The organism is Mangrovicoccus sp. HB161399 (genome assembly GCF_013184745.1).
Lineage (GTDB): Bacteria > Pseudomonadota > Alphaproteobacteria > Rhodobacterales > Rhodobacteraceae > Mangrovicoccus.
In genome coordinates this window covers 1-25578 of the sequence record NZ_JAATVU010000077.1, presented here as the reverse complement: position 1 = coordinate 25578, position 25578 = coordinate 1, and the positions used below count along the sequence as shown (strand labels likewise).

Here is a 25578-nt window from a genome sequence, read left to right as displayed (position 1 = left end):
GCTGACCGCGCTGGCCGACCGGGACGGCCGCAAGCTGGAGTTCATCCTGGCCGTCCCCGCGCGCCGCTATGCGGAGCTTGCCGAAACATTCCAAGGACTTGCCTTCGATGCCGACGGCCTCGCCGAGGCGGAATTTGCCGGACACCGGCTGATCGTCGCCCATGATCCGCTGCGCGCCGGGGAACAGTCCGAAAGGCGCCGGGCGCGCATCCGCGAGCTCGAGGAGATGGCCGAACGGTTGGTTGGAAAGCTGGACAGCCAGGACGCCGGACAGACCGCTCGCGGCCGCCGCGCCTCGGACCGAGGATCGTACAGCCGCTTCACCCGTGCCGTCGCCGAAGCCGAGCTCACCCGCTTCATCAAGCCTGACTTGCAGGCCGACCTGTTCAGCTGGACCGTCGACGAGGCGGCCATCGCCCGCGCCGAGCTCTTCGACGGCAAGCTGGCGCTGCTCACGAACGCGGCCGACCTTGGCCCAGCCGAGGCCGTCAGGCGCTACAAGTCGTTGGCGGATATCGAGCGCGGGTTCCGCGTCCTCAAGGGCGACATCGAGATCGCCCCCGTCCACCACCGCCTGCCGGACCGCATCCGCGCCCATGCGCTGATCTGCTTCCTGGCGCTGGTCCTCTACCGCGTCATGCGCATGAGGCTGAAGGCGAAGGGCCATTCCGCCAGCCCGCGCACCGCGCTCGACCTGCTCGCCCGCATCCAGAAACACACCGCCCATGCCGGAAACCGCACCTTGCAGGGCATCAGCAGAACAACACCGGAGCAACTCGACCTCTTCGAAGCCATGGACCTTCCCAAGCCCGCCGGACCGGCGCTGTTGTCACATTTTTGGCCTTTCGGCCTTAACAATATCAATTGCTTACGCGTCTAGCTGTCGAACTCCGGGGGTGGTGGTGAACTCGTCGAAGACCGCCCGCATGCCGTCCTCGCCGTGGAGGTCGAGCTGGCGTTCGAGCATGTCGAAGATCCGCTGCTTGCGCTCGTCGCCGAACGGGCGGTAGGCGCCGTGGTACATGCGGTACTTCGCCTTGGAGGCGAAGGTCTCTCGGTCGCGGTTCGGACAATGGGCCAGCATCAGCTTTCGCATCTGCCGTGGCTTCAGCTTCTCGCTGCCGTTCATGCGGGCGCGATGCACACCGAAGATCAGATCGGGTACGCCGGTGCGCACGATGACCTTGCCGTCGATGTGGCTCAGGAAGCCGCTGGGCACGTCGTTCCAGAACTTCGGGAAGGCCCGGTGGTGGAGACCTCGGCGCTGTTCGGTCATGCCGACGCGCCCGCGGAAATAGGTGACCGGCGTGCGCGGATCGATCGGCAGCAGAAGCTCCCAGGGTTCGGCACGCACCGACAGCTCGTCCTCCGGCACGTCCCCCAGCAGGCGGCATAGCGGCTCCTCGCTGAACAGGAACTCGTCGATGTCGATATGTGCAAGCCATCCCTGCCTGCAGCGCCGGTAGGCATCGGTCGCGTTCTGGTCCTGGCGGTGCTGGAACCGTTCTGGCCGCGTCTTCCAAGTGGTCGCTGCCCAATAGGCATCGTCGCAGCGCACGACGGTGACCCGCGGGTCGGGACCGCGCTCGCCCGGAAAGTCATGATCGGGGCGGTCGAGATAGATGAAGACATGAGATGCGCCGGCGGCGAGGTGGAAGTCCGCGAAGGCGTGGATTTCGGGGGTGGGATTGATTGTCGTGCTGACGGTTGCCCAGCTTGCCGGTTGGGAACGGGAAATTTTGGACATCAAGGGCTCTGGAAGAATGGGGTTGCATGCCAAGCTTGCACAGGTGTCCCGCGGTCACAAGCCGGGGGACGCAATGCCGCGGAAAGCTTGGGCGCGGCGCTGGAAGCGGTCCTGGCCGAGGACTTTGGCGGCCGCATCCTGCCATTCGACAGTGCCGCATCGGTGGCCTATGCGGAGATTGCGTCTGCCCGGCGCAGTGCGGGACGGCCAATCGCCGCCTTCGACGCGCAGATTGCCGCCATCGCGCTGAGCCGCGGGGCAACCGTCGCCACGCGCAACATCCGCGATTTCGAGGGCTGCGGCCTCGAGCTCATTGATCCGTGGCAAAGCTGAGGCAGCTGCCCGCTGCGGATGACGTTGCCGCGCGGTCGGGCACGGGCAGCCGGTCATGTGGTCAGCTGCTGCCACGTCATCCATCGCCGCAGGAGACCGGTGGCGGTGATGGGGCTGGCCTGCCGCGGCCAGCTGCTGCTGCGCCGGTTCGCCCGTGTTCTCCACGGTCTCGGCTCCACTCCTCCGGCATCCGCGGGCAAGGGCGCCGGAAGCGTCTCCGGCAAGGGGGGGCGGCAACCGGCGCCCCTGATCCCGGGCCTCGGCTATGCTGGTGCACGTCAGCGGGCAGCGCATCGGTTGCCGCCTGCAACTGCTCGAGGCTCCCGAACGCTTCGCGGCGGGGATCGATGGTCCCGCGCAGATCGCGGACGTGGCGCTCGGCCTTGCCCTTGGCCTGCGGGTGCCGCGGCTGGCAGGCATCGGCATGGAACTTCAGCTGCGCAGCGAAGCGCCGGTAGGTCTCGTTGATCGCGCCCCAGGATCTCGCGCCCCGGGAAATCGCCGTCTTCACGTTGTCGATCCGCGGCAACCGGCGCCCCTGATCCCGGGCTTCGGCGATGCTGGGCCGCTGCAGCGTCTCTGGGAGCGCGCTGCAGCGCCACCTTTCCCGGGGCTGTTTCAGAGCCGCCGGACGCACCGGCGAATGCCGGTGCTGTCACTGGCGCCGCCGCCGCGGCGCCTTGCCGGGATCACTTCTTGCCCCCGGCGAGCACCCCGACCATGTGGTCGACGAATTCCGGATCGTGGAACTGGTAGAGGCACGCGATGTACGCGGCCTTCTCGTTGATGCGGAGGACCTTCGACAGCGCGGGGATTCTGTCCAGGGCCACCTTCGCATCTCCCGATTTCATCATCGCGATGATGTTGGCGCTCTTGTATCCGGCTTCCGCCGCGATTTCCTTCTGGGTCTTCACCCCCTTCAAGTTCTTGACGGCCGCGTCGATCATTGCCGCGAGCATGGTGCTTCGATTGTCCAAGATGGCCTCCTGTTCGGCTGAATGCCGCCGCGTTCTTGCGTCGGCATGTAGCTATACGAGCCGAAACGCGGACTGCGCATGAAACGCGCCTGGTTTTCGAAATTCCGCCAGGGAATTGCGCGGTCGGAGAAAGGTCGGCACGCGCTCCTGCAGATGGACATCGAACGGCTCGATGTCCCGCTCGCGCGGCGCCCGCAGACCGGCGCCGCCAGGCCCTCGCCGACCTCGCCGGCTTCGGCGCCCTGCTGGAGCCCCGGGCATGACCGCGCCCGTGCCGCGCCCCGTCGGCGTGCATGCGCTGCCCGCCATGCCCGCCGCATCCAGTGCCATCTCCGCGAGTCCGGACTGCGGTAGCGGCCAGGGAGGTTGGCGCCCTGCACCCAGACGAAGCGCAAGCCGTCACGGAGCCCGCAGAGATGCTGAACTCGGGACCTGCCGGCCGGAAGTCCTGGTGCAGCAGCACCGAACCCGGTTCCGGCACGCATCCGCGCCAGATGCCGGGCACGTCACCGCGACTGCACCCCGAGTTCACCGCGGCAACCGGCAAAATGCGAAATCGAGGCAAGACCGCGCCGGGACATGTCGCTGCTCAACTCGCGGCAGGCACGCCAGCCAAGATGCAGGCAATCCATCGCGCAGAGAGCCGCTGTGCGAGCCGTACAGTGCGATCCATGTTCTCGCAGGCATCGAGCAGCCAAGAGAGAAGAAGGCCGCTCGCGGCGCAAGCCAGCGCCTGTCGCAAGGGCATCGGCCAAGCCGCAGCCGCGCGCATGATCAACAGGATCAAGAAGGGCAGGCAAAGGCAGATGGCTGGATGGCCATTCAGGCAGCCGTGCCCGGCCGAGAGAGCAGATGCGGGATGGCAGGTGCCGCGGACGGATATGGGACGGCCGGCAGACCTGGAGGACCGTCGCCAGCCAGCGAGGCATGCGCCAGCCAGGGCAGGCATGCAGGCAATGGGCAGATCGCAGGTTGGGAGAGATGGCAGGGGACGATTTGAACCGCCCCCGCCATCCGCCCTCCGTGTCCGCGCCATCCTCCGGAAAGTTCCGCCGGCGCCCGTGCCCGGAGCACCGCAGCACCGGCTGGAATCGGAAGCGTCCGCCCCGGCCAGCCGCCGCTTTCGACCTGGCGGCGACCCTCAAGGGGCACCTCGGCCGGAGCAGTCGCCTCCTTCTTGGAGCGCCTCGGGAGGCCGGTTCAGCCCTGCCGGAGCGCTCGTTTTCTTGCATTTCGTGCCACTGCGCAGCCTTTTCTCTAAGCCATTGATTGGCCGGGAAAATGCAAGTCCGTGTCTCTAAATATAATATTTACTATTAGATCTTGTCTAAGAACTAATTGGTACATCAGAGAGCGTGACGCACAGATCGTCACGCTCCCGGCAGGGATTCCCCACATTCCGGGCGTGTGCCAATTGCAGGCGTCCTGCGTCGGCTTCACCTTCGCCTTCCTCCCGGCGCGGACCTTCGACACCATCCCGTGTCCGGCGAAATTCCCGATCGTCGTCCTCACGGCTCTCTCGGCGCAGCTTCCCTGCGGCATGACCTCGTCGCGCAGCTCGGCGGCGCTCGGAAACCCGCCTCGTCCGCCCGGCGCAGGACGAGGCCATCACCTCCGGCGCCATGCCGGGGCCGGTGGCAAGGTCTGGCTGTGTCCACGCAGCAAACCCCGCCGCGCCGGGGCCGTCACGGACGGCGGCCCGCCAGCAGGACACGTGATGTCATGCCGCCGGACCGCAAGCTGCCGCGTGTCACTTCAGGACACGGTCACTCGAACTGCCGCGGCAAGTCCCGTGCTCCGTGCAGCACCCTGACAATCTGCACCTCTTCACCGGAATGGAGGAAGAAGATCAGGTAGCGGCCATGGCGCGCTGCCCGCAGGCCTTCGTGCACGTCGTTCCGCGCAGGGAAGCTCTCCGGGCGTTCGGATGCCTGCGCCATCCTGCCCTCGATCTCGGCAAGGAACGACAGGGCCCGCCCCGGGTTTTCCTGCGCGATGAAATCCCCGATCCCCGCGAGGTCGTCCCGGGCGGCAGGCAGGATAACGAGACGTGGCACAGTCAGGATTGCGCGGAATATCTGGCCCGGAGATCCGCGAACACCTGCTCGGCGGGGATGCCCGGGCCGCTCTCCAGCCCTGCCTTGATCGCATCCCGCAGCGCCTCGAGCTCGAGCCGCTCGGCATCGCGGTTGCGCGTCCAGTCGCGCAGGGCCTCGCGGACCACTTCGCTGGCCGAGGCATACTCTCCGCCAGCAACGGCCCGGCGCAGGACTTCCGCCAGTTCCGTGGGCATCGTGATTGTCATTCTCTCGGCGGTTGCCATCCTGCTTCCTCCTGCTGCCGCATCATACTTTATCATACTTATGATGCAGCCAGCAAACCGGAAGGCGCGCGGGGCGGGAGGCCAGCTGCAGACCATGGTCATGCCCCGGATGGATGCCCTGGCTCCTCATCCGGGCATATCCATCCCGGAGAAGATGATGTCTTGATCCCTTGAACCGCATTTGCCTCTTCGGAGTCGGGCTCGGCGTGCTGCGCAAGGACGGGGGCGGCGGGCGCAGCACGAGCTACAGCCTCGCGGTGCCCGGAGCTTTTCCCGGAAAATTCATGATGCAGGTTGAAATAGCGCAAAATGTGTCACGCTTCCGGCGTGGATGCGGGTCTCTCCTCGGTCGCTCCTTCGGAATCCGGAATGGACGGGCAAATCCCCGGACAGGAATGGATGGAGACTCCATGGGATCGGGCGACCCTCTTGACGCGGAATGGATGCATGCATACCTCGGATGATGTACCGGTCCCGCCGGTCGCTGACCCAAAGCACTGCGAACGCCTGACTACCGACGACCTACTGCGAACCGGAGCACGCACTGATCCAGCTATCTGCGCACCTCCCGGCAAAGCACCAAACGGACGCACTGATCTCCTGACCGTCTTCTCCCCGGCTCCCGCTCTTCCCTGACTGCTAACGACAGACGACGCACATCCAATAGCCTCCGGCCAGGCGGCAAGGCAGTTTCGGATTGCCGGCCCTGCGCAAGCCGGGAAGGCTGAATCGCAGGCGGCGGCCCGGCCCCGACTGTTTGTGGGACAGCAGTTCCGAGATCCCGCCTCCAGCGATGGGCAGGAGGTGATTTTCCCGGTGGGAGCGCATGTGAGGTTCGCACGGACCAGCGCGAGACGGGGCTGTAGACCCGGCAACGGCCGGTGCGGAGGGTGTCGGGATCGCCGGCGGAGCGCCCCGCCGACAGGATCGGCGGGTCCCTGCCTTGGAACCATGCCGCCGTCCTGCGGCGGCAGATTGACGGCGGACTTCCTGGGCGCATAGTCGGACGGCACTGTCCGTTCGAAAGGCCATCCGCATGATCGAAGATGACGAACCTGATCTCGTGATTTCCGGCAAGGCCCAGCACGTCGTTGTCGGCGGCTATCCGTTCGAAATTGCGATCTGCCGGCTCGAAGCCGAAAGGGCCTGGACGCTCGAAGTGGTTGACTTCGAAGGTACCAGCCATGTGTGGGATGACCGGTTTCGCTCCGATAGGGACGCCAGGAACGCCGCGGTCGAAGCCATCGAAAGCGAAGGTGCCATCGCCTTCATGCGCGGCAGCAACGTCATTCCGTTCGGCCGGGCCTGAGAGGCCTTGGAACCGGCACACCGTTCGGGCTGAAGCGATGCTTCGCTCGGAATGCGCGCTGTGCCGCGGCACAGCGGAGATCATGATGGACAATCCGCCCTGCATCCCGTGGCGCACAGAGTTCGGCACCGCCGGGCAGTCGGTGCCTTCATGCGCACCGCCGGCGAAGTGATCGCGATGCCGGAGCCATGGCGAAGTCCTAGGAAATCCGCCGATGTGCGTGGGGGATCGTTCCGAAGTTTTCCGCCTCCCCCCGCGTCCAAATGCTCCTCCTTCGGAAATGGGCTCTCCGGAGATGGCATCCGGCTCCCGCGCGCCGGGCGAAGGGCGCCTTGGTGCCTTGGCTGCGAGGGGGGGCGGCGCCCATTCCGGACTGAACCGTCACGAATCAGCCCGCCCGCGCGGGCAAGGCAAGTCCCTCTGCGTCGGCGGCATCATTTTCCGGCGGGCGGAGGCTTGGTCCTGCGATGGCGGAACTGCTGGCCGCCGCACGGGCCCCGCAGGCGATCCTTGAGGGCCGTCTGGAGGAAGCGCTCACCCCTCTCAGGACCGCACTCAGCTTCTCCCTTCTCCATCCGCCTCCAATCCTGTCCGTTCGCGTCCCAGTGGCGCACGTGCAGTCAGGAGAGGTTACCTAACCCATCGTCAATGCCAATTCGGCGGGGTGGCCGCAGCTGTCACCTGTCACACGGGAACGCCTATGGTGCGACAGGCCGCCGTGTGGCGGATGTTCCTGTGATGCTTTCGCGGCTGCCCCGGGCTGCGCCCTCGCATTCCGGTTCTAGGGGCAGGGGCTGCGGCATTCCGGGGCAGCCCGGGAGGCCGGGAAAAGCTAGGATGCCGCGTCCGAGTTGGTTATGCTTTCCGCGATTGAATGCATGAAGGCCCGCATGTTCCGGGTCCTGCCATCTGATCAGTAAAAGGTAACCGTGTGTCTTCCATAATTGCCGATCCTAGGGATCCGCCCTCCGCATTTTCCCTGAAATCCGCGTCTGCCGGGGCAGACCGTGCCATGCCGGACGATGCCGGTCCGATGTCCTCCCGCGCTGCAGTCCGGAGGGCGCGCGAAGTCTGCCGCCCCTATCTGCACTGACCGCAACGTGGCTGCTGCTGCGGCGGCGGCGCGGGACATGATGACCAGGCCCCAACCAGGGCGCGCCTAGACAGAGGCCGACAATGACCGAAATTTCCATGTCGAAGACGACCTCCATCCCCAGGATCGGCATCTTTACCTACCATTTCAGCGACAATTTCGGGGCGCTGATGCAGGCCTACGGGCTGCGCCGATGGCTGATGGACCAGGGCTGCGAAGCCGAATTCGTCAATTACCACCCCGAGCATGTCGAGGCCGGGGGCAGCCTGGCCGACCTGCTGAAATCCGGCAGCCTCAAGTCGAAGGCGAAGATCGTCTATCTCAAGCTCTCGGCCCTGCAGCGCAAGCTCTTCGGAAACCGCGATCAGATCGAGATGTTCCACCGCTTCCAGAGCGGCACGCTCGGGGTGTCGGGGCCGGTCCTGCGCACGGCGGAGGAGGTCGATGCCTTCCTTGCCTCGCCCGGGGGCCGCTTCGACATGCTGATCTGCGGCTCCGACCAGATCTGGGCGCCTTCCCAGCAATACGGGATCGACCCGGTCTATTACCTGGACTTTCCGGGCGGCGCGCAGGGCGCGCGGCGCATCTCCTACGCGCCGAGCTTCGGCCGGGCCACGCTCGACCCGGCCTATGAAACGGAAGTGGCGGGCTATCTGGCAGGATTCGACGGGCTTTCCGCGCGCGAGAAGAGCGGCGTGGAGATCGTCGAGACGCTGGCGCAGCGCCCGACGGCCTGGGTGCCCGATCCGACGATCCTGCTGGGCGACTATTCCGGCCTGGCGGCCGCCGCGGCCAATGTGGGGGAAGGCCATGTCTTCTGCTACGCGCTGCGCACCGGCCAGGGCATCCGCGAGGTCGCGGCCATGGCGGGCGAGAAGACCGGCGGCAAGGTGCTGTCGCCCTACAATATCCACCGCCGCTGGCCCGAGATCGGCGAAACCGTCTATCCCTCGCCGGAACAGTGGATTGCCCATGTGGCGAAAGCCAGCTTCGTCGTCTCGAATTCCTTCCACGGCACGGTGTTCTCGATCCTGTTCCGCAAGCCCTTCCTGACGGTCGGCCTGCCGGGATCGCGGGCGGCGCTGAACGAACGGTCGAAGAACCTGCTGTCCAGCCTCGGCCTGCTAGACCGCTTCGTGATGGGCGACGACACCGAGACGGTCCGGCGCCGCCTCGGGGAGCCTGTCGACTGGGAGACTGCCGAACCGAAACTCGCCGCGCTGCAGGCATCCGGGCGCGGCTACCTGCGCAGCGAGCTGCAGGCTCTGAAGGAAGATCATCCCGTCTTGCAGGAGGCTCACCATGCTTGAGACGCACATCGAGTCGCAACCGGTCGGAACGGATGTGGCCGCCGCGCTTGGCGCGGCTGGAATCGCGCTGGAACACAATGTCAGCCTGGCCGGGCGCAGCTATCTGAGGACCGGCGGCATGGCGGGGCTGATCGCATCGCCGAAATCCGTCGGCGAACTTTCCGCGGCAGTGTCGCTGCTGGCAGAGGCCGGGCAGCCCTTCAAGGTGATCGGCAACACCAGCAACCTGCTGTTCCGCGACGAGGCGCAGTATTCCGTGCTGGTGTCGACGCTGGGGCTGGACAGCATCGTCCACGATCCGGAAGCGGCGACGATCACCGCGGAATGCGGCGTGATGATGCCGGAATTGTCGCGCGTGGCGCTTTGGAATTCCGCCACGGGATTCGAGGGGCTGGAGGGCATTCCCGGCACGATCGGCGGCGGCATATTCATGAATGCAGGCGCCTACGGCACCGAGCTGAAGGACAAGCTGCTCTCGGCCGTCGCAGTGCGCCCGGACGGCCGAATCGAGGAAGTCGATGCCGCGGAGCTGGGCCTGACGCACCGTGCATCCGCGCTGAGGCGGGGGGAATTCGCGGGCATCGTGGCCCAGTGCACCTTCCGGGCCGAACCCGGGGACGCACAGAAGATCTTCCACAAGATGGAGACCTTCCACGCGAAGCGCCACAAGTACCAGGATTTCATGTATCCCAATTTGGGCAGCATCTTCTCCGGCTCGCCCTACAGGGCGCTCGCGGCGCGCGACAGGAAGTTCAAGCTGCTCTCGGCGCTGTTCTACCTGTTCCGCTACGAATACAAGATTTTCCACCGCGAGAGCCCGTTGAACCGCAAATGGCTGAACGATCTCGTGCTGGAGCGCTTCGACTTCAGCTATGAGAAGCAGCCCTTCTCGGACAAGACCCTGAACTGCCTGGTCAACCGCGGCCAGGGCACGGACGAGATGATCCGCTTCATCCGCCAGCTCGAGGAGCTGATCGACGGGCGTGCGCCCCTCGAGAACGAGATCGTCGAAGGATTCTGAGGCATCCATGGCCGAACGTCTCTATGTCGACGAGATGCCGAAGCCGCTGAAGATCAAGCGGCTCCTCTGGCAGATCGTCCATGCATTGCTCTTCCGCCCGACGCCGCGCTTCGCGATGAACGGCTGGCGCCTGCGGCTCCTGCGGCTCTTCGGGGCCGAGATCGGCAAGGGCTGCCGCGTGGCGCCGGACTGTTTCGTCTGGGCGCCCTGGAACCTGAAGATGGGAGTCTATGCCTGCCTGGCGGACGGGGTCGACTGCTACAGCCAGGGACGGATCACCATGGGAGACTATTCCACGGTCAGCCAGCGGGCCTTCCTCTGCACGGCTTCGCATTCGATCCGCACGCTGGAGCGGCCGCTCTTCTCCAGGCCGATCACGATTGCCCCGCATGCCTGGATCTGCGCCGAGGCCTTCATCGGTCCCGGGGTGACGGTCGGCGAGGGGGCCGTGGTCGGGGCGCGGGCGGTTGCCATGCGCGATGTCGCGCCCTGGATGATCGTCGCGGGAAACCCGGGCAAGGTGATCGGCACAAGGCAGATCGAGGGAACCGAGACCGCCAATGCATCCTGACCTGACCACCGTCATCCTCACCTACAACGAGGAACAGCATATCGAGCGGGCAATCCGCTCGGTCCAGCCGGTGTCGCGCGAGGTGCTGGTCGTCGACAGCTTCTCCAAGGACCGCACGGTGGAGATCGCCGAGGGGCTGGGGGCGCGGGTCCTGCAGAACCCTTTCGTCAACCAGGCCCAGCAGTACCAGTGGGCGATCGACAACGGCGGGATCGGCACCGGCTGGACGCTGCGCATCGATGCCGACGAGTACCTGGAGCCGGAGCTGCAGGACTCCGTCCGTGCGCTTGTCGGCGATCCCGGAGAGGTCAATGCCGTCTACCTGCGCCGCAAGATCTGCTTCCTCGGCCGGCCCATCACCCATGGGTTCTTCTATCCGGGCCTGATCCTGCGGATGTACCGCACCGGACAGGGGCGGATGGAGCAGCGCTGGATGGACGAGCACATCGTCGTGGAGAGCCCGGTCGAGCGCACGCTCGCGGGCGATCTGGTCGACGAGAACCTCAACCCGCTCTCCTGGTGGACGGCCAAGCATGTCGACTATGCCCGGCGCGAAGCCTACGAGATCATCGCCGCCCGCGTGCGGCAGGATCTGGAGGACGAGGCCTCCCTTTCCGGGCAGGCACGGCGCAAGCGCTGGCTCAAGGAGAAGGTCTACGGCCGGATGCCGAGCGCGCTGCGCAGCACGCTCTACTTCTTCTACCGCTATGTCCTGGGGCGCGGCTTCCTGGACGGAAAGGCCGGCTTCTTCTTCCATTTCCTGCAGGGCTACTGGTACCGCACCTATGTCGATGCCGCGCTCTACGAGATCGAGTGCGCGGCCGGGGCGGCCGGGGCGAGTCCCTACGAATTCCTCTGCCGGCAGGGCGTCTTCGAGCGGTGAATCGCCCTGGATCCGGTGGCACGGCCTTCGTGGCGGAGACGGAATTCCTTCATCCTGCGGCGCTTGTGGCGAAATAATGTGCAAAAGGCCGGAGCAGCCCGGCCGGGCGCTTCCGGTCGGCGTTCTTTCCGGAAAGCGCGGGCATTGATGGCGTAGCATTCTTTCACCGGCGGAGCGTTCGCCGGGCCGGGCCGGAAAACGTGCCGCAATAGTTGCCGGTTCGGCAACATGTCGCGGTGCGGGCCGGTTGATCGTCGCGTCTGGATAAGGCCTTCTGTTGGCAGCGGAGGTTCCGGCGCGACATGTGCGGCATCGCGTCTCCGCGGTGTTCCGGGTGTGAGTAACGGCAGGGTAGCAGCCAATGAAAATCATGATTGTCGGATTGAATTACGCGCCTGAGATGGTCGGCATCGCGGTCTATACCTCGGGCATGGCGGAAGTCCTGCAGCGGGACGGCCACGAGGTGACGGTCATCAGCGGCCAGCCCTATTTCCCCAGCTGGAAAGTGTTCCCGGGCTTCTCGAAATACGGCTATGCCGCGGAGGGCGGTGCAGGCGCGCCGGAAGTCATCCGCTGCCCGCATTACGTGCCCGAGGTCCCTAGCGGGCTGCGCCGCATCCTGCACTATCTCAGTTTCTCCGCAACGGCCCTGCCGGTGGCGCTCTGGCGCGGGCTGCGCAACCGTCCCGACGTGGTCTTCGTGGTTGCGCCCTCGCTGCTCTCGGCGCCTGTCGGCTGGATCGTGGCGCGCCTGACCGGCGCGCGGACCTGGCTACACATCCAGGATTTCGAGGTCGAGGCGGCCTTTGCGACCGGCGTGCTGAAGGAAAGCTCCGCCCTGGGCTGGCTGGCGAAGAAATTCGAGAGCCGGACCCTGCGGGCCTTCGGCCGGGTGAGCTCGATTTCCTCTGCCATGCTGCAGAAGCTGCGCGACAAGAAGGTCGCCGAGCAACGCATCTACGAACTGCGCAACTGGGCGAACTTGTCCCACATCACCCCGGTCGAGGGACGCTCGCCGATGCGCGACGAGCTGGGGATCGCCACGCCCTACATGGCGCTCTATTCCGGCAGCATCGCCAACAAGCAGGGGATCGAGATCCTTCCCGAGGCGGCCAAGCTCCTGGCCGCGCGCGAGGATTTCACCATGGTGATCTGCGGCGAAGGCCCCTATCTGGACGAGATCAAGCGGCGCGCCGAAGGGCTGGACAATGTCCGCTTCTTCCCGCTGCAGCCGCTCGACAAGCTCAGCGACCTGCTCGGCGCCGCCGATATCCACCTGCTGCCCCAGATCGCCGATGCGGCCACCCTGGTGCTGCCCTCGAAGCTGACCAACATGCTGGCCTCGGGCCGGCCGGTGATTGCCACGGTCGATCCGGGGACTGTCCTGGCGGAGGAGATCGAGGATTGCGGCATCGCCGTTGCGCCCGGAGATGCGGCTGCTCTGGCGCGGTCGATCGGGATGCTGCTCGACAATCCGGCGTTGCGCGAGCGTTTCGGTAAGGCTGCCCGCACCCGTGCCATGCGGCGCTGGGACGGCAAGCAGATCATCAACGACCTGCAGGAAGAACTACAGAGCTTGCTAAACGAGGACAAAAAGATCCCGACGCCACCTAGACCTACAGCATTGGAACAGCGGTGATTCAAGTCAATATCTAGACGATTTTGTCTCCGGCGTCCAACCGCACATAGAGTTAGGGTAGCTCTTTCATCGAACCGGGATCATATCATACGTGACTATGCGAGGCACTTAGTCACGTAGGCGGATCATGTTTTCCAAATAAAGTTGAAAGTGGTCAACCTAAGCAGGAATGACGTTGGAAAATGCTTTAGCTTGCAACTTAAGCCGTCGAAAATCCAACCAAAATATCGTCTACTCAGTCAAGTGGTCCAGATGCATCAGCAACGTATCAGCACGCGCCTCCAGGAAGCGTCAACAGCTCAACCGACGGACGAAACGGTCGATCTGCAGGCATTGATCAGCATGCTTTGGCGTGGGAAGTGGCTCATCGCTACCGTAACAGCTATACTGGTGCTTTTGGGCGGGTACTATGTATATGAACTGGCGACCCCGACTTACAAGGCCACGTCAGTCTTGCTTCTTGAACCCCAACAAGAAAACATCGTGTCATTCGAATCTGTTGTTTCGGATATGGCCGGCACTGATGGAGAAGTAAATTCTGAAGTTGAGGTCCTACGGTCTCGGGAGCTCATGAAAAAGGTCGTCGAGAAGCTCAGCTTAACGGATGATCCAGAATTCAATCCTCACCTTAGAGCCCCTAGTATCACTTCTCAGGCCAAGAAGTTAATTAAAACTACGGTCTTTAGATCTTCAAAAGAATTAAACCTTGAGAACCCTGCCGAAGAAGTTCAACGGGAACTGGACGATACAATTAGCACTGCGCTCCGCGCGATAACAATTCGGAGTGTTCCGAATTCTTATGTTCTGCAAGTTTCTGCTGAAACTGAGAGCGCGAAAAAGTCCGCGCTTCTTTCAGATACCGTCGCAGATCAGTATATCCTCGATCAAATTTCTACAAAATATAATGCCACAGAGCAAGCTTCTACCTGGCTCTCGGAGCGGGTAGTCGAATTGCAAGATGAATTGGAAGACGCGGAAACAGAGCTTGCTGAATTTAGTGGCAGCATCGATCTAGTTAGTCCTGAAGCTCTCCAAACGAAGGAAAGGCAAATAAAGGATCTGAGAGATCGAATCGTCTCCGTTGGTGGCGCATTGGAAGTCAATGAGAATTTGATTTCTGCGCTAAATTCTGCTCCAAATCCGCAGAAGATGGCCGCCGTCTCTCAAGATGCTAAAGTTAAACAACTGGCGAAACAGTTGCAAGCCAATCCCGAAAACCCGATAATACAAAAAGATCTTCAAGTTGCTGTCGATAATGAAATTAGACGGGTGGAGTTGGAGGCCGGTCGCAATAAAAATCAGCTTCAAACCTTGCAAAGCTCTTTGGATACGCAGACAAGAGAATACGAAGCTCAGAGCCAAGATCTGATTAAACTACAACAACTGACTCGCGAAACCGAAGCAAGTCGACTGCTGTACGAGTATTTCCTGGGGCGCTTGAAAGAGACATCAGTTCAGCAAGGAATTCAGAAGGCCGATGCTCGCGTAATATCGTACGGGGTTGTGCCTAGCGTTCCTGCTGCGCCAAACACCACCGCAGCGCTAATGATGTCAGCGATCTCTGGCCTACTGATCGGCGCTGCAATAGTAGTTTGGCAAGAAATGCAGCGGAAAACATTCCGTACCGCACATGATTTGCAACAGTATACAGGCTATAGCGTACTGGGCCAAATCCCATTGTTCCCGAACAAGGCCCGGAGCAAGGTTATAGAATATCTGGATAAAAAGCCAAACTCCGCGGCAGTTGAGGCAGTGCGCAATCTTCGAACAGCAATACTTTTGTCCAACGTTGACCATCCACCAAAGGTCATCATGATGACATCTGCACTTCCAGGAGAAGGCAAGACGACATTGACATTGGCGTTGGCAAATAATCTCTCCGGAATGGGTCAAAAAGTTCTTGTGATTGAAGGAGACATTCGGCGCCGCGTCTTTGGACAATATCGCGCCGACAAGGAGACGCCGCAAAAGGGCTTGGTTTCTGTTCTGTCGGAGGGCAGTGCTCCTGAAGATTTAATAGTGCACGATACTAGGATAGGTGCCGATCTTCTTCTCTCTGAACCTGCAGCTGGGAATGCAGCAGATCTCTTTTCATCGAAGAAGTTCGCTGAGTTGATTGAAAATTTACGTCAAAAATATGACAAAATCATTATTGATACGCCACCAGTTCTAATTGTTCCAGATGCTCGTGTCATCGCGCAAAATGTGGACTCCATCCTGTTTGTTGTCGGCTGGGATCGTTCCGAACAAAGTCAGGTTGCCGATGCATTGTTGCAACTTGAGCAAACAAATAGCAAACCTGCAGGGCTAGTGCTCAACCAAATAAGTCTTCAAGGAATGAAGAAATACGGCTACGGCGGGCGTTATGGTTCCTATGCAGCCTACGGGAGCAAATACTACACGAACTAGTAAAGAAGTTTCTTCATTCTCCATTGTGGAATGAAGGAGCAGATGAACGAGTGTCAATAGACTTTAAGAAGCGGTCAAAGGCAGTACGCTTCAACGGCAAAGGGTAAGCTAGTGAGTAAGAAGCGCGCACTCATCACAGGGATCACCGGACAAGACGGTTCCTATCTTACGGAATTCCTTCTTGAAAAAGGATACGAGGTTCACGGAATAAAACGTCGTTCATCGCTCTTCAATACGCAACGCGTTGACCATCTTTATACCGACCCACATGTTGAGAATTCAAATCTTAAGCTTCACTATGGGGATCTATCCGACACATCGAATCTGACACGTATCATTTCGGAGATCCAGCCAGACGAAGTATATAATCTTGGTGCTCAGTCACATGTGGCAGTCAGCTTTGAAGCTCCGGAATACACAGCGGATGTAGATGCGATTGGCACACTGAGACTTTTAGAGGCTGTTCGTTTTCTTGGCTTGGAAAAGAAGACGCGATTCTATCAGGCATCTACATCTGAACTCTACGGGTTGGTTCAGGAAATCCCCCAGCGGGAAACCACTCCTTTTTATCCTAGATCGCCTTACGCCGTCGCGAAGCTGTATGCCTATTGGATAACGGTGAACTACCGTGAAGCATATGGAATGTATGCGTGTAATGGAGTTTTGTTTAATCACGAAAGCCCACGCAGAGGAGAGACATTTGTAACTCGAAAGATTACTCGAGGGATATCGAATATTGCATTGGGTCTAGAGCCCTGCCTGTACATGGGAAACATTGATAGCCTTCGTGATTGGGGCCACGCCAAAGACTATGTGCGCATGCAATGGATGATGCTACAGCAAGACAATCCCAAGGATTATGTTATTGCCACAGGTGTTCAGTATTCGGTGCGAGAATTCATCTCCTGGGCAGCAAAGGAACTTGGAATAACACTTGTATTCAAGGGAAATGGGGTTGAGGAGGTTGGAATTGTTGACCATATAGACGGCAACATGGCGCCAGCCCTTAAGCCTGGAGATACAATTGTCCAGATTGACCCACGGTATTTTCGCCCCGCAGAAGTTGATACTCTTCTAGGAGATCCGACGAAAGCGAAGAGTGAATTAGGTTGGATTCCAGAGATCTCCGTACGTGACATGTGCAGAGAAATGATCGAGGCCGACTATAAATCAGCACGGCGCCATGCTCTCTTGAAAGAACACGGGCTTGAACTACCGATTAGTATCGAAAACTGAGAGCGTCGAGATGAAGTTTAGTTTGTCCGGGAAGCGTGTCTGGGTAGCTGGTCATCGCGGTATGGTTGGTAGTGCACTTGTGCGCCGCTTAGCTTTAGAGGATTGCGAGGTTGTCACGGCAGGACGTGATACGGTTGACTTGGTGAATCAGAAAGCCGTTCACGAATGGATGAACGAAGCACGACCGGATACAATCATATTAGCTGCGGCCAAAGTCGGTGGAATATTTGCAAACGATAGTTATCCGGTAGATTTTTTATATGACAATTTGATGATCGAAGCAAATATTCTTCACGCGGCGCATGAGGCCGACGTGGAAAGGCTACTATTCTTGGGCTCTTCCTGCATCTATCCAAAAATGGCAATGCAGCCAATTCGCGAGGATAGTCTCCTTACAGGATCTTTAGAGCCAACCAACGAGTGGTACGCAATTGCCAAAATTGCAGGTATTAAGTTAGTGCAAGCCTATCGGAAACAATATAATCGGGATTGGATTTCTGCAATGCCGACGAATTTGTATGGCCCTGGAGACAACTACGATCTCAAAAATTCCCATGTACTGCCTGCGTTGTTGAGGAAGTTCCACGAGGCGCGCGAAGCTCGTGCAGATTCAGTGCAAATTTGGGGTACTGGTACTCCTTTGCGGGAGTTTCTGCACTGTGATGATCTTGCTGATGCATTGGTATTTCTTTTGAAAGAATATTCTGGTCCGGAGCATGTCAATGTTGGTTCCGGCGTAGAAGTGTCCATTCGTGAACTGGCAGAAACTATTGCAAAGGTAGTTGGCTATGATGCGGAATTGCTTTTCGATAGTTCCAAACCTGATGGTACGCCTCGTAAGTTGATGGATAGCAGCAGATTGCATGACATGGGATGGAATGGGGCGCGGAGCCTAGAGGAGGGAATTCGTACTACCTATGAAAGTCTGAATTTCGTGAAAGATTAGGGCGCTTGTTCTGAATATTGCGGATCAATCAAACTAAATCTATAAGGTCGAAATCCGATAGTATGAACACCTAGTAGGAAATAACAAAACTCCTATAGGGCGACGGCGACGGTGTAGATAGGTTACCTCTGGGCAGAAAATAGAAGTTTGTCGTCACCTAAGTGATGTGAGCTTGGGAACGGCAAATTCTGGGAGATGTGTGAGTATGAAGCAGGCAAAAAAACCGTCCTTCACTAAGCAGATGAGAAGCGGGACAAAGCAATTTTTGTCTGCGAGACCAGCGCTTTTTATTCCCACTTTTTACTGCTTCGGTCCACACAGCAAGCGGGATTACCTTACTACGAAAAAAAGTGAAATCGTTATTGACGGCCCGCCACGGTCAGCAAACACTTTTGCCTATGCGGCTTTCAAATACGCTCAACAGCGGGATATCAGTATAGCCCATCATTTACATGTTCCCGCTCAACTTATGCGAGGTGTGGAATTGGGAATCCCAACGATGGCTTTAATTCGAGAACCGGTTTCGGCTGTTCGAAGCCTCAAACTGATATTCCCCTATATTGACGAAAACAAGTCTCTTCAGAAATGGATCAGCTACTTCAGCCGACTGCAACCTATCATGGACCACATCGTTTTAGCAGATTTTCATGATGTTACTAAGGATTTTGGTCTGGTTATTGATGCCGTAAATGAAAAATTTAGCACTTCTTTTATTCGTTTCGACCATACGGAAGACAATGTTGCGGCCGTGTATCGTGAAATCGAAGAAATGGATAGACGAGAAAGTGGCGGATCGGATGTTTACGTTGCTCGCCCCTCGGATTTCAAGAAGCAAGCCCAAGCTGACGTGAATTATAATTTTAATCCAAATTTAGTGAAGAAGGCGCAAGAAGTCTACACGAACCTGACTGGAAAAGCCGTTTTGTCTTAAGGCTGAGTGTCTCTTTACTGAATGCTGCTCCAAGGTTAGCCCCAGCGACGAATGCTTAAATGAGTGAACTATGATGCGGAAAAACCAGATTCATCGTAGATTGATAAAAGGTTTTGGCGCTAATCTTCTTGGCCGAATTTGGATGATTCTGGCGCAATTGCTAACTGTTCCAATTCTGACTTATCATTGGGGTGTCGACGGGTATGGTGTTTGGCTGATGATCAACGCTATTCCTACATATTTAGCATTGTCGGATTTTGGTCTCGGTACCGCGGCAGGTGTAGAGATTACAAAATCTGTTACTCAAGACGATCGTGAGGAAGCACTTCGCGTCTATCAGAGTGGATGGATAATTTTAAGTTTTCTTACAATCGGCATGGGTGCAATCATATGTACACTGGCGTTGGCTTGGCTCAAGATTAAGGGAGGCGAGGCAGGCCCATTTTCTAATAACGAAGTTGCGTTGACTATCATTTTGACCACAGTGGCGGCGCTGATAGGCATTCAAACTCGATACCAGCGCACTATTTTTGATGCTACGCACAAGTATGCGATTGGAACGCTTTTATTCGATCTTAACTTCCTACTTTCTGCAATCTCTCTAATGATCGTGGCCTTGGCTGGGGGGCGAATCATCGAAGCTGCCGCGGCGCAAGTTGTAGTCAAATTTCTTCTTTGCCTAGTCTATATAATTATTTTACGCCGAGAGGAACCATGGTGGCGGCCTGGTTGGAGCCTATCCGAAATTGCTATCGTAAAACGTCTAATTAGTCCTTCGTTTGCAAGCTTCATTTTGGCCGCGGGCAATTCTTTGGGTCTTCAAGGCATTGTATTGACAATTGGTTGGGTCATAAGTCCCGCGGCTGCGGCGATTTTTGCCACTTCCCGTATGCTAACTAGGATACCGGTGCAATTTGCGATGTTGTTGACCCGAGCAAGTATCCCTGAACTCACGCGTGCTCAAACGGCAGGAGATTTGAGTCTTACGAAAAAGTTAATGCGGCTAAATATTGGACTGGTGATCCTAGTAATGGCCCCAGCTACTCTATTATTCACCTTTACTGGTCCATGGCTGTTGCAAAGACTGTCGCATGGAAAAATGACCTCGGATCATTTTGCGTTTTTTCTACTTGGCTTGGCAGCTGCGCTATGTGCCATTTGGACGGCATTGAGCACACGGTTCGTCTCGACCAACAACCAGAGAGTTTTTGCCTATCTAGCGTTGGGACTATATGCTATTGTGGCGCTCTTGCCGTATCTAGCGAGCGAGAGATATCATTTGATCTTGGTGGGGATCGTGATTGCAGACGCTGGTATCGCATGGCGCGTGGCGTTTTGGAAAGAAGGTAAAAGGACATAGTGCAAGATCAAGTAGCCCTCTTCGAAGATGCAGGAGGTGCAATTTTTGTTGCCGGTGCTTTTCAAATGAAGAAAGGTGATTTTCAAGAATGGTACTGATGTCCGTTCTTATACTAGAGTTCCTTCTCTTGGCGGAAGCTTTGCGTCGTGTGGATCGGCTTTGCGCAGCCGTTCTTTGTTCGATCTATATTATGCTCGGACAGATTTATATGCAGTACCGATCCTCAAGTTTCTTCGATCACCGCTTTCCGCCGGGAAACTTTGGAGAATTTTATTTTCATCCGGACAAATGGACAGTTTTTTTTCTTGGGGTTTTTTTTGTGATATACGGCTCCACATTTGGTCTGAGAAATGCAAGAAAAACTATAACTTTGAATGATGCAGCGCGCAATTTTATCGGCACGCCTATTGTGAAACACTCTTACGTCATTTTGGCACTGCTTCTATTTGTAAGATTTTGCACAATTGACATTGGGGTTCTATGGAAAAACAATCAGTACCTTTTGATCAATTCCGTGGAGTCTTTGGACTATGATAATCCGATTACTAGATTGGCAAAAGCTCTCACCAGCATTGCAGCCCTTCTGGCTGGATTTTCATTGGGTGGAGATATCGTTGCCCGTCAGGGAAAGCGTGTGATTGTCGGACTTGTTCTTGTTGGCGTCTATCTTCTATTTCCGATCGCTTCAGCGTCAAGATCGGCTGTTCTCCCAATGGCATCAATCAGCCTATGCCTAATTTGCATAGGGAACCGCAAACACGTCATACCGGCAGTGTTGGCCGGTATCATGGGCATGGTATTTTTTGTAATGGCGCAGATGGCGCGTTCCACTGGAGAATACGGGATTTCTGTTATTCCGAATTATCTTAAGCTTCTGTCTCACGCCAGTTTTGATGACCTTATTAGAATGACGGTCGGATCCATTTCTCAGGGTTTCTTTATCACTCCAGATTCTATTGCATTTGATGCTGAGCATCCAATTCAGTATAAGTTACTGTCATTTTCTCCTATGCCGTCTGCCATTGACGGATTTTCAAGTATACTTCCACTTTACGAAGTGAGGTTGCATGCATTTGTTCCTATGAGTGCTGTTGGGGAGGCTTTCCAGTTTGGCCTTCCCTATGTGGTTTTGTTTTTCTTGACGGTTGTTGTTGCTTTAAGGCTGAACATAAAGGCGGCAAACAAAGAGAATAGAATTTTGTTTGTTGTCACGTCTGCTTTGGTCACAGTATTTTTTATAAATTCGTTTACTTATCCAATGCGAAATGTTTACCGAAACATTTTAGTCGTGATTGTAATTCTCAGCGCGGGGAAATTTCTTTCCTATGTGTGGGTATTCCTTCCCAAGAAACCTAAGCGTTCATCACGTTTGATGAACCAAACACGCATCCTGAACCTATCTGGAGATAAAATTGACTGACGCCCCGATCCGGCTGCTCTTTATCCTGCCCAGTATTTGCCGAGCGGGTGGAGGTGTCTCAGAAGCTGCGCGACTTCTTGCGCATGGCCTCGCGCGACGTCGCGATATTTCGCTTGAAATTGTTACGGTTCGCAGTCGTTATTTTGAGGAGGATATTTTAAACTGGCCTAATGTGCCGGTACACGCCTTTGAACGTAAAGGAAATGGGCGCTTTGGATATGCCCCCGACATGTTACGCTTCTTGAAGGAAACTGAGGCCGACGTTGCGCATATCCACGGCTTGTGGATGTATCATGTCTATGCTGCACTTCGTTGGAGTGTTCGTTGGAAGGCGCCTTATGTGGTTACCCCGCATGGAATGCTTGAACCTTGGATTATGCGACGATCATCTTTTTTGAAATGGTTGGTTTCTACAGTCTTTCAAAATAAGTTTCTAAATGGGTGTTCGATGATTCAAGCCCTCACCCGCAAGGAATTGGAAGATATCGCTCAAGTGGTCAGTACCGATAAGACTGCGGTGATCCCGAATTTTGTTCAAGTGACACCTGACGGTGGGCTACGGCCGAATTGGTGGCGGAAGGAAATGGAGAGGCGGCGTGTAGTGTTGTTTCTCGGGCGAATTCATGACAAAAAAGGTTGGCGAGAGCTTTGTGAGGCATGGGGAAAGCTCAGCGAGCTCTGTCCTGACTTTCGTATTAATATGCAACTTGTTTTTTGTGGCTGGATTGACGATGCACCTGAGTTTGAAGCAATGATTAAAACTCTTGCAGACGCACATGGAAATGTATTCTATGCCGGTCCTCAGTTTGGCGAAGAGAAATCCGCGTCTTTTTATGCCAGTGATGCTTTCATCCTTCCTTCGAAGAGTGAAGGCTTGCCAATGGTCATCCTTGAGGCCTGGGCGTCAAAACTGACAGTTCTCATGACAAATGAGTGTAACTTGCCGGATGGATTCGAACAACGGGCTGCAATTCGTATTGGGCAAAGCACGGATGAACTTGTCAAGGATCTCAAGGCGTTTCATGAAACGTCCGATCAAGAGATTCAGGCGATAGCCGAGAGGGGTTTAGTTTTTCAGTCAGAACATTATTCTGAGAAAGTTGTCTGCGACAAGTTTGTTTCTGTGTATAGGAGTGTTCTTTCGCATGAGCTTGTCCCCGGATCCCGGACTGGGAGTTAAATTACTCCTGGAGAGAGGGACCCCACATGAGCAGACAGCCCCGTCGTCACTTCACCGCCGAGTTCAAGGAACAGGCCGTCGCGCGGCTCTCGGAGCCCGGCGCCACGCAGGCCAGCGTCGCCCGGGAACTCGGCGTGTCCGCATCGCAGCTGAAGGGCTGGCGGCCGCGGGATCGGCTGAAGCGATCCGCAGGCAGCAGGCCGAAGCCGCCGAGCTGCGCCGCGAGAACCGCCGCCTGAAGGAAGCAGCGAAACAGTGAACACGAAGCTGGAGTTCATCGCTGCCCATGCTGCCGAGCACCCCGTGATCCTCATGTGCGGGGTGCTCTCGGTCAGCACGAGCTGGTTCCATTCCTGGCTTGCCGCCGCCCCGAAACGGGCTGCGCGCCAGGTCGCGCGGGTGGAGCTTCTTCCCTGGAACGCGCTAACGGAGCGCGGCCTGCCGGTCGTCTGCCTCGACGCCCGTCACGCCAATGGCGTGCTGAAGACCCGGAGCAGGCAAGGATCGACATGCGCGCCGCGATGGCCGCATAGTGAATATAGAAATCAACTGGATAACGGAAATTTACTTTGATGCGAAAAGTGATACATTTTGCTTTCGCAGCGATATTCTTGATTTTAGCCTACGCGTGGGGTATTTGCACCGTATATTGTCACGCTTGGCCGTATCAGATAATATCTAAGATTAGAAGTTTTTCATATCAGGAATACTCCGTTATTGAGCGGCAAAGAATTCATGGAGTGTTTGATGAGTACACTGCCCAAGTAGAAGTCGTGTTCCTTGGTGATTCATTGACTGAGCAAGCTCCTTGGGAGGAAATGTTTCCGGATATACGATTTGCAAACAGAGGTGTGTCTGGAGATACATTTGCTGACATTTTGGCGCGACTGGACCAAGTTAGTGCCCTGCAGCCTAAAGCCGTCTTTCTTCTTGCTGGAATAAATGACGCAAGAATAGGTGATCTAGAGGCAAGCATTATGGCAATTCGAAGGATTGTGGAGACGTTTCAATCGAAGGGAGTCGATGTATTTTTGCAATCTTCGCCTGTCCCAAATTGGCCAAATGGGAAGTCTGCCCGGATATTTATTAAAGAACTCAATTTATTGATTTCTGAACTTGCTGCTGAGAAAAACGTACAGTTTATTGATGTAGCTTCAATAGCTCCATTAGATGGCTTATCTGCTGAACTTGCTCCGGATGGGGTGCATCTGAATGGACTGGGATATAAAAATTGGGAGGGGATCCTTCATCAACACCTTGTAAATTTTAATCGTGATACTTATGAGTGAGGTTCACTCACCATACATGAGTTTACGTTCAAGGTGGGAGTGCTTTCCGAACCATCACACGGAGTATCGCCGGAAGCTCAGTATGGAACTCTCTTTCAAGAAATGGGTGATTGATTTCCTCCCAATTTTAACGTTAATGTTATTGTTCAATAAAAATGGTTCGAGGTCTGTTTCAATGAGGCGGGTTAAGTAATGAAGGCCACTGAATTCACATCTCGAATTGAGGTTGAGGCAGGAAAAGTAGACAATGGAAGAATTGAAACACTAACAGGGCTGCGTGGAATAGCGGCATTGGCTGTAGCCTTGGGGCACATGGGAAATGCCAACATGATTCCTGGTTTTTTTGGGCATGGAGCCGAAAAGCTTGGTGTGATGATTTTTTTCATTCTTAGCGCCTATCTCATGACGATGCTCTACCTTCACAAAGATCCTGCTCAGAATTTAAGAAAATATGTTCTCGCCCGTGTAGGGCGCGTTTTCCCCCTATATCTCATTATTGTTTTGTTGTCATATGTATTTTATTCCGGAGAGCCGTGGTGGCGATACGATTTCGGAGGGGTTTGGACATTTGTTTCGGCCGTTTTCATGCTTCAGGCACCGTCAGAACTTTGGGCTGTTCCAGTAGAGGTTCAGTTTTATATAGTGTTCTTATTGTTTTGGATTTCTCATGCGAAAGGACTATTTGCTAAACGATCATCGTTAGCATTATTGTTTGCATTTTCTTTTTTGGTGGCTGTCTTTGTGACGGTCACGAAAGTTGTCCTAGATTTTAATATTTCGGGTCTGAATTTGTATTTGCATTTTTTTCTTTTGGGTGTCGCATCTTGGGTATGGCAAGATAAAATCACGGCTCTAATGTGTGCGCTTCGATCGAGTATGGGAGATTTGTTTTTTAGTTTTTTCTTGGTTTTTGTAGTTGTTGTTAGTTTTCCGGATGTATTTAGGGCGCTATTTGGGTTTCACATTCCAAATAGAATTAATCCTATCCCAATATTTTCTATGTTTTTCCTTTTTCATGCCGTTCGATTGAGAATCGGGTTCCTTCGCATTTTGGAGTCAAGATTTCTAATTTTCTTTGGAGAGATAAGTTATGGTTTCTACCTTATCCATCATCTAGTCATTACCGCTTTTCTTTGGTGGTATCCTGAGTTGTCCAACTTATCTGCAATTGTTGTTGTATTTTCGGTAACGTCTCTTGTCGCCACCGCATCCTTTTATTTTCTAGAGCTCCCAGCGGCACGTATAATTCGCAACATCTGAGCTTGCGACTGGCGGTCATGTCGGAGATTATCACGGTCGGGCTCGATCTGGCGAAGAATGTGTTCCAGGTCCACGGTGCTGACGCCAAGGGCGCGGCAGTCCTTCGCAAGAAGCTCCGAAGGGCCGAGGTGCTGGAGTTCTTCGGGAAGCTGCCGCCCTGCCTGGTGGCGATGGAGGCCTGCCCCCCCCTCGTGCAGGGTAGTTGTCACCGTCCTTCGATCTGAAACTATGCATCGAGGCGGGCAGGAGTATGCGATGTCCCGGCCCCACCTGTTTGTGAGGCGGCGGTTCTGAGATCTCATTTCCAGCGATAGGCAGGGAGTGACTTTCTCAATGAGCGC

Annotated in this window: 22 protein-coding genes and 2 pseudogenes; 20 read left to right on the top strand and 4 right to left on the bottom strand. The window is 56.6% G+C overall.

The window, feature by feature from the left end:
* Window positions 1-814 (top strand): annotated as a pseudogene (locus HCC78_RS26675) (IS1634 family transposase); the annotation flags it as partial.
* A gap of 54 nt (window positions 815-868) precedes the next feature.
* Here HCC78_RS26675 and HCC78_RS26670 read toward each other — a convergent pair.
* Window positions 869-1747 carry a glycosyltransferase family 2 protein gene (locus HCC78_RS26670; RefSeq protein ID WP_216671321.1) on the bottom strand — a complete coding sequence of 293 codons (879 nt, stop codon included), beginning with the start codon at window positions 1745-1747 and terminating at the stop codon, window positions 869-871.
* 87 nt (window positions 1748-1834) lie between these two features.
* On the opposite strand from HCC78_RS26670, the gene HCC78_RS26665 reads away from it, so the two are divergent.
* Complete coding sequence (locus HCC78_RS26665; RefSeq protein WP_172331819.1) at window positions 1835-2080, top strand: PIN domain-containing protein; 246 nt, start codon at window positions 1835-1837, stop codon at window positions 2078-2080.
* A gap of 689 nt (window positions 2081-2769) precedes the next feature.
* Here HCC78_RS26665 and HCC78_RS26660 read toward each other — a convergent pair.
* The 3 genes from HCC78_RS26660 to HCC78_RS26650 form a co-directional block, all read right to left on the bottom strand.
* A complete protein-coding gene (locus HCC78_RS26660; RefSeq protein ID WP_172331818.1) occupies window positions 2770-3057 on the bottom strand; it encodes a hypothetical protein in 288 nt (95 codons plus the stop codon).
* Between the two features lie 1766 nt (window positions 3058-4823).
* A complete protein-coding gene (locus tag HCC78_RS26655) occupies window positions 4824-5114 on the bottom strand; it encodes a type II toxin-antitoxin system RelE/ParE family toxin (RefSeq protein ID WP_172331817.1) in 291 nt (96 codons plus the stop codon).
* Window positions 5115-5116: 2 nt separating this feature from the next.
* Window positions 5117-5380, bottom strand: a complete 264-nt coding sequence (locus HCC78_RS26650; RefSeq protein ID WP_172331816.1) for a type II toxin-antitoxin system ParD family antitoxin — start codon at window positions 5378-5380, stop codon at window positions 5117-5119.
* Window positions 5381-6416: 1036 nt separating this feature from the next.
* Here HCC78_RS26650 and HCC78_RS26645 point away from each other — a divergent pair.
* From HCC78_RS26645 to HCC78_RS26560, 18 genes and pseudogenes are all read left to right on the top strand, one after another.
* Complete coding sequence (locus HCC78_RS26645; protein WP_172331815.1) at window positions 6417-6689, top strand: hypothetical protein; 273 nt, start codon at window positions 6417-6419, stop codon at window positions 6687-6689.
* A 1176-nt stretch (window positions 6690-7865) separates the two neighbouring features.
* Window positions 7866-9092 (top strand): polysaccharide pyruvyl transferase family protein, encoded by a 1227-nt coding sequence (locus HCC78_RS26640; RefSeq protein WP_172331814.1) that lies wholly within the window; start codon window positions 7866-7868, stop codon window positions 9090-9092.
* Window positions 9085-10113 carry an FAD-binding protein gene (locus HCC78_RS26635; protein WP_172331813.1) on the top strand — a complete coding sequence of 343 codons (1029 nt, stop codon included), beginning with the start codon at window positions 9085-9087 and terminating at the stop codon, window positions 10111-10113. Before HCC78_RS26640 ends, HCC78_RS26635 begins: the two co-directional genes overlap by 8 nt.
* Before the next feature lie 7 nt (window positions 10114-10120).
* Window positions 10121-10684: a putative colanic acid biosynthesis acetyltransferase gene (locus HCC78_RS26630; RefSeq protein ID WP_172331812.1), complete on the top strand. Its 564-nt coding sequence runs from the start codon at window positions 10121-10123 to the stop codon at window positions 10682-10684.
* Window positions 10674-11567: a glycosyltransferase family 2 protein gene (locus HCC78_RS26625; RefSeq protein WP_172331811.1), complete on the top strand. Its 894-nt coding sequence runs from the start codon at window positions 10674-10676 to the stop codon at window positions 11565-11567. Before HCC78_RS26630 ends, HCC78_RS26625 begins: the two co-directional genes overlap by 11 nt.
* A gap of 361 nt (window positions 11568-11928) precedes the next feature.
* On the top strand, window positions 11929-13206 hold the full coding sequence (locus HCC78_RS26620) for a WcaI family glycosyltransferase (RefSeq protein ID WP_172331810.1): 1278 nt from the start codon (window positions 11929-11931) through the stop codon (window positions 13204-13206).
* A 252-nt stretch (window positions 13207-13458) separates the two neighbouring features.
* Complete coding sequence (locus HCC78_RS26615) at window positions 13459-15615, top strand: polysaccharide biosynthesis tyrosine autokinase (RefSeq protein WP_172331809.1); 2157 nt, start codon at window positions 13459-13461, stop codon at window positions 15613-15615.
* A 111-nt stretch (window positions 15616-15726) separates the two neighbouring features.
* Window positions 15727-16851, top strand: coding sequence for a GDP-mannose 4,6-dehydratase (gene gmd / locus HCC78_RS26610; RefSeq protein ID WP_172331808.1), 1125 nt, complete (start codon window positions 15727-15729; stop codon window positions 16849-16851).
* A gap of 10 nt (window positions 16852-16861) precedes the next feature.
* Window positions 16862-17797, top strand: coding sequence for a GDP-L-fucose synthase (locus HCC78_RS26605; RefSeq protein WP_305848699.1), 936 nt, complete (start codon window positions 16862-16864; stop codon window positions 17795-17797).
* Between the two features lie 205 nt (window positions 17798-18002).
* The gene (locus HCC78_RS26600) at window positions 18003-18728 is read left to right on the top strand and encodes a hypothetical protein (protein WP_172331807.1); all 726 of its coding nucleotides are present in this window, start codon (window positions 18003-18005) and stop codon (window positions 18726-18728) included.
* A 70-nt stretch (window positions 18729-18798) separates the two neighbouring features.
* Window positions 18799-20088, top strand: a complete 1290-nt coding sequence (locus HCC78_RS26595) for a lipopolysaccharide biosynthesis protein (protein WP_172331806.1) — start codon at window positions 18799-18801, stop codon at window positions 20086-20088.
* Between the two features lie 88 nt (window positions 20089-20176).
* Window positions 20177-21508 (top strand): hypothetical protein, encoded by a 1332-nt coding sequence (locus tag HCC78_RS26590; RefSeq protein ID WP_172331805.1) that lies wholly within the window; start codon window positions 20177-20179, stop codon window positions 21506-21508.
* Complete coding sequence (locus HCC78_RS26585; RefSeq protein ID WP_172331804.1) at window positions 21501-22688, top strand: glycosyltransferase; 1188 nt, start codon at window positions 21501-21503, stop codon at window positions 22686-22688. The genes HCC78_RS26590 and HCC78_RS26585 overlap by 8 nt, the downstream gene beginning before the upstream one ends.
* Window positions 22689-22714: 26 nt before the next feature.
* The gene (locus HCC78_RS34520; RefSeq protein ID WP_172331803.1) at window positions 22715-22927 is read left to right on the top strand and encodes a transposase; all 213 of its coding nucleotides are present in this window, start codon (window positions 22715-22717) and stop codon (window positions 22925-22927) included.
* Between the two features lie 16 nt (window positions 22928-22943).
* Window positions 22944-23261 carry a hypothetical protein gene (locus HCC78_RS26575; RefSeq protein WP_172331802.1) on the top strand — a complete coding sequence of 106 codons (318 nt, stop codon included), beginning with the start codon at window positions 22944-22946 and terminating at the stop codon, window positions 23259-23261.
* Window positions 23262-23428: 167 nt separating this feature from the next.
* Entirely contained in the window at window positions 23429-23977 is a 549-nt protein-coding gene (locus tag HCC78_RS26570; protein WP_172331801.1) for a GDSL-type esterase/lipase family protein, read from the top strand.
* 192 nt (window positions 23978-24169) lie between these two features.
* Window positions 24170-25237 carry an acyltransferase gene (locus tag HCC78_RS26565; protein WP_172331800.1) on the top strand — a complete coding sequence of 356 codons (1068 nt, stop codon included), beginning with the start codon at window positions 24170-24172 and terminating at the stop codon, window positions 25235-25237.
* A gap of 17 nt (window positions 25238-25254) precedes the next feature.
* Window positions 25255-25419: pseudogene (locus HCC78_RS26560) on the top strand (IS110 family transposase); the annotation flags it as partial.
* Window positions 25420-25578: the final 159 nt, after the last annotated feature.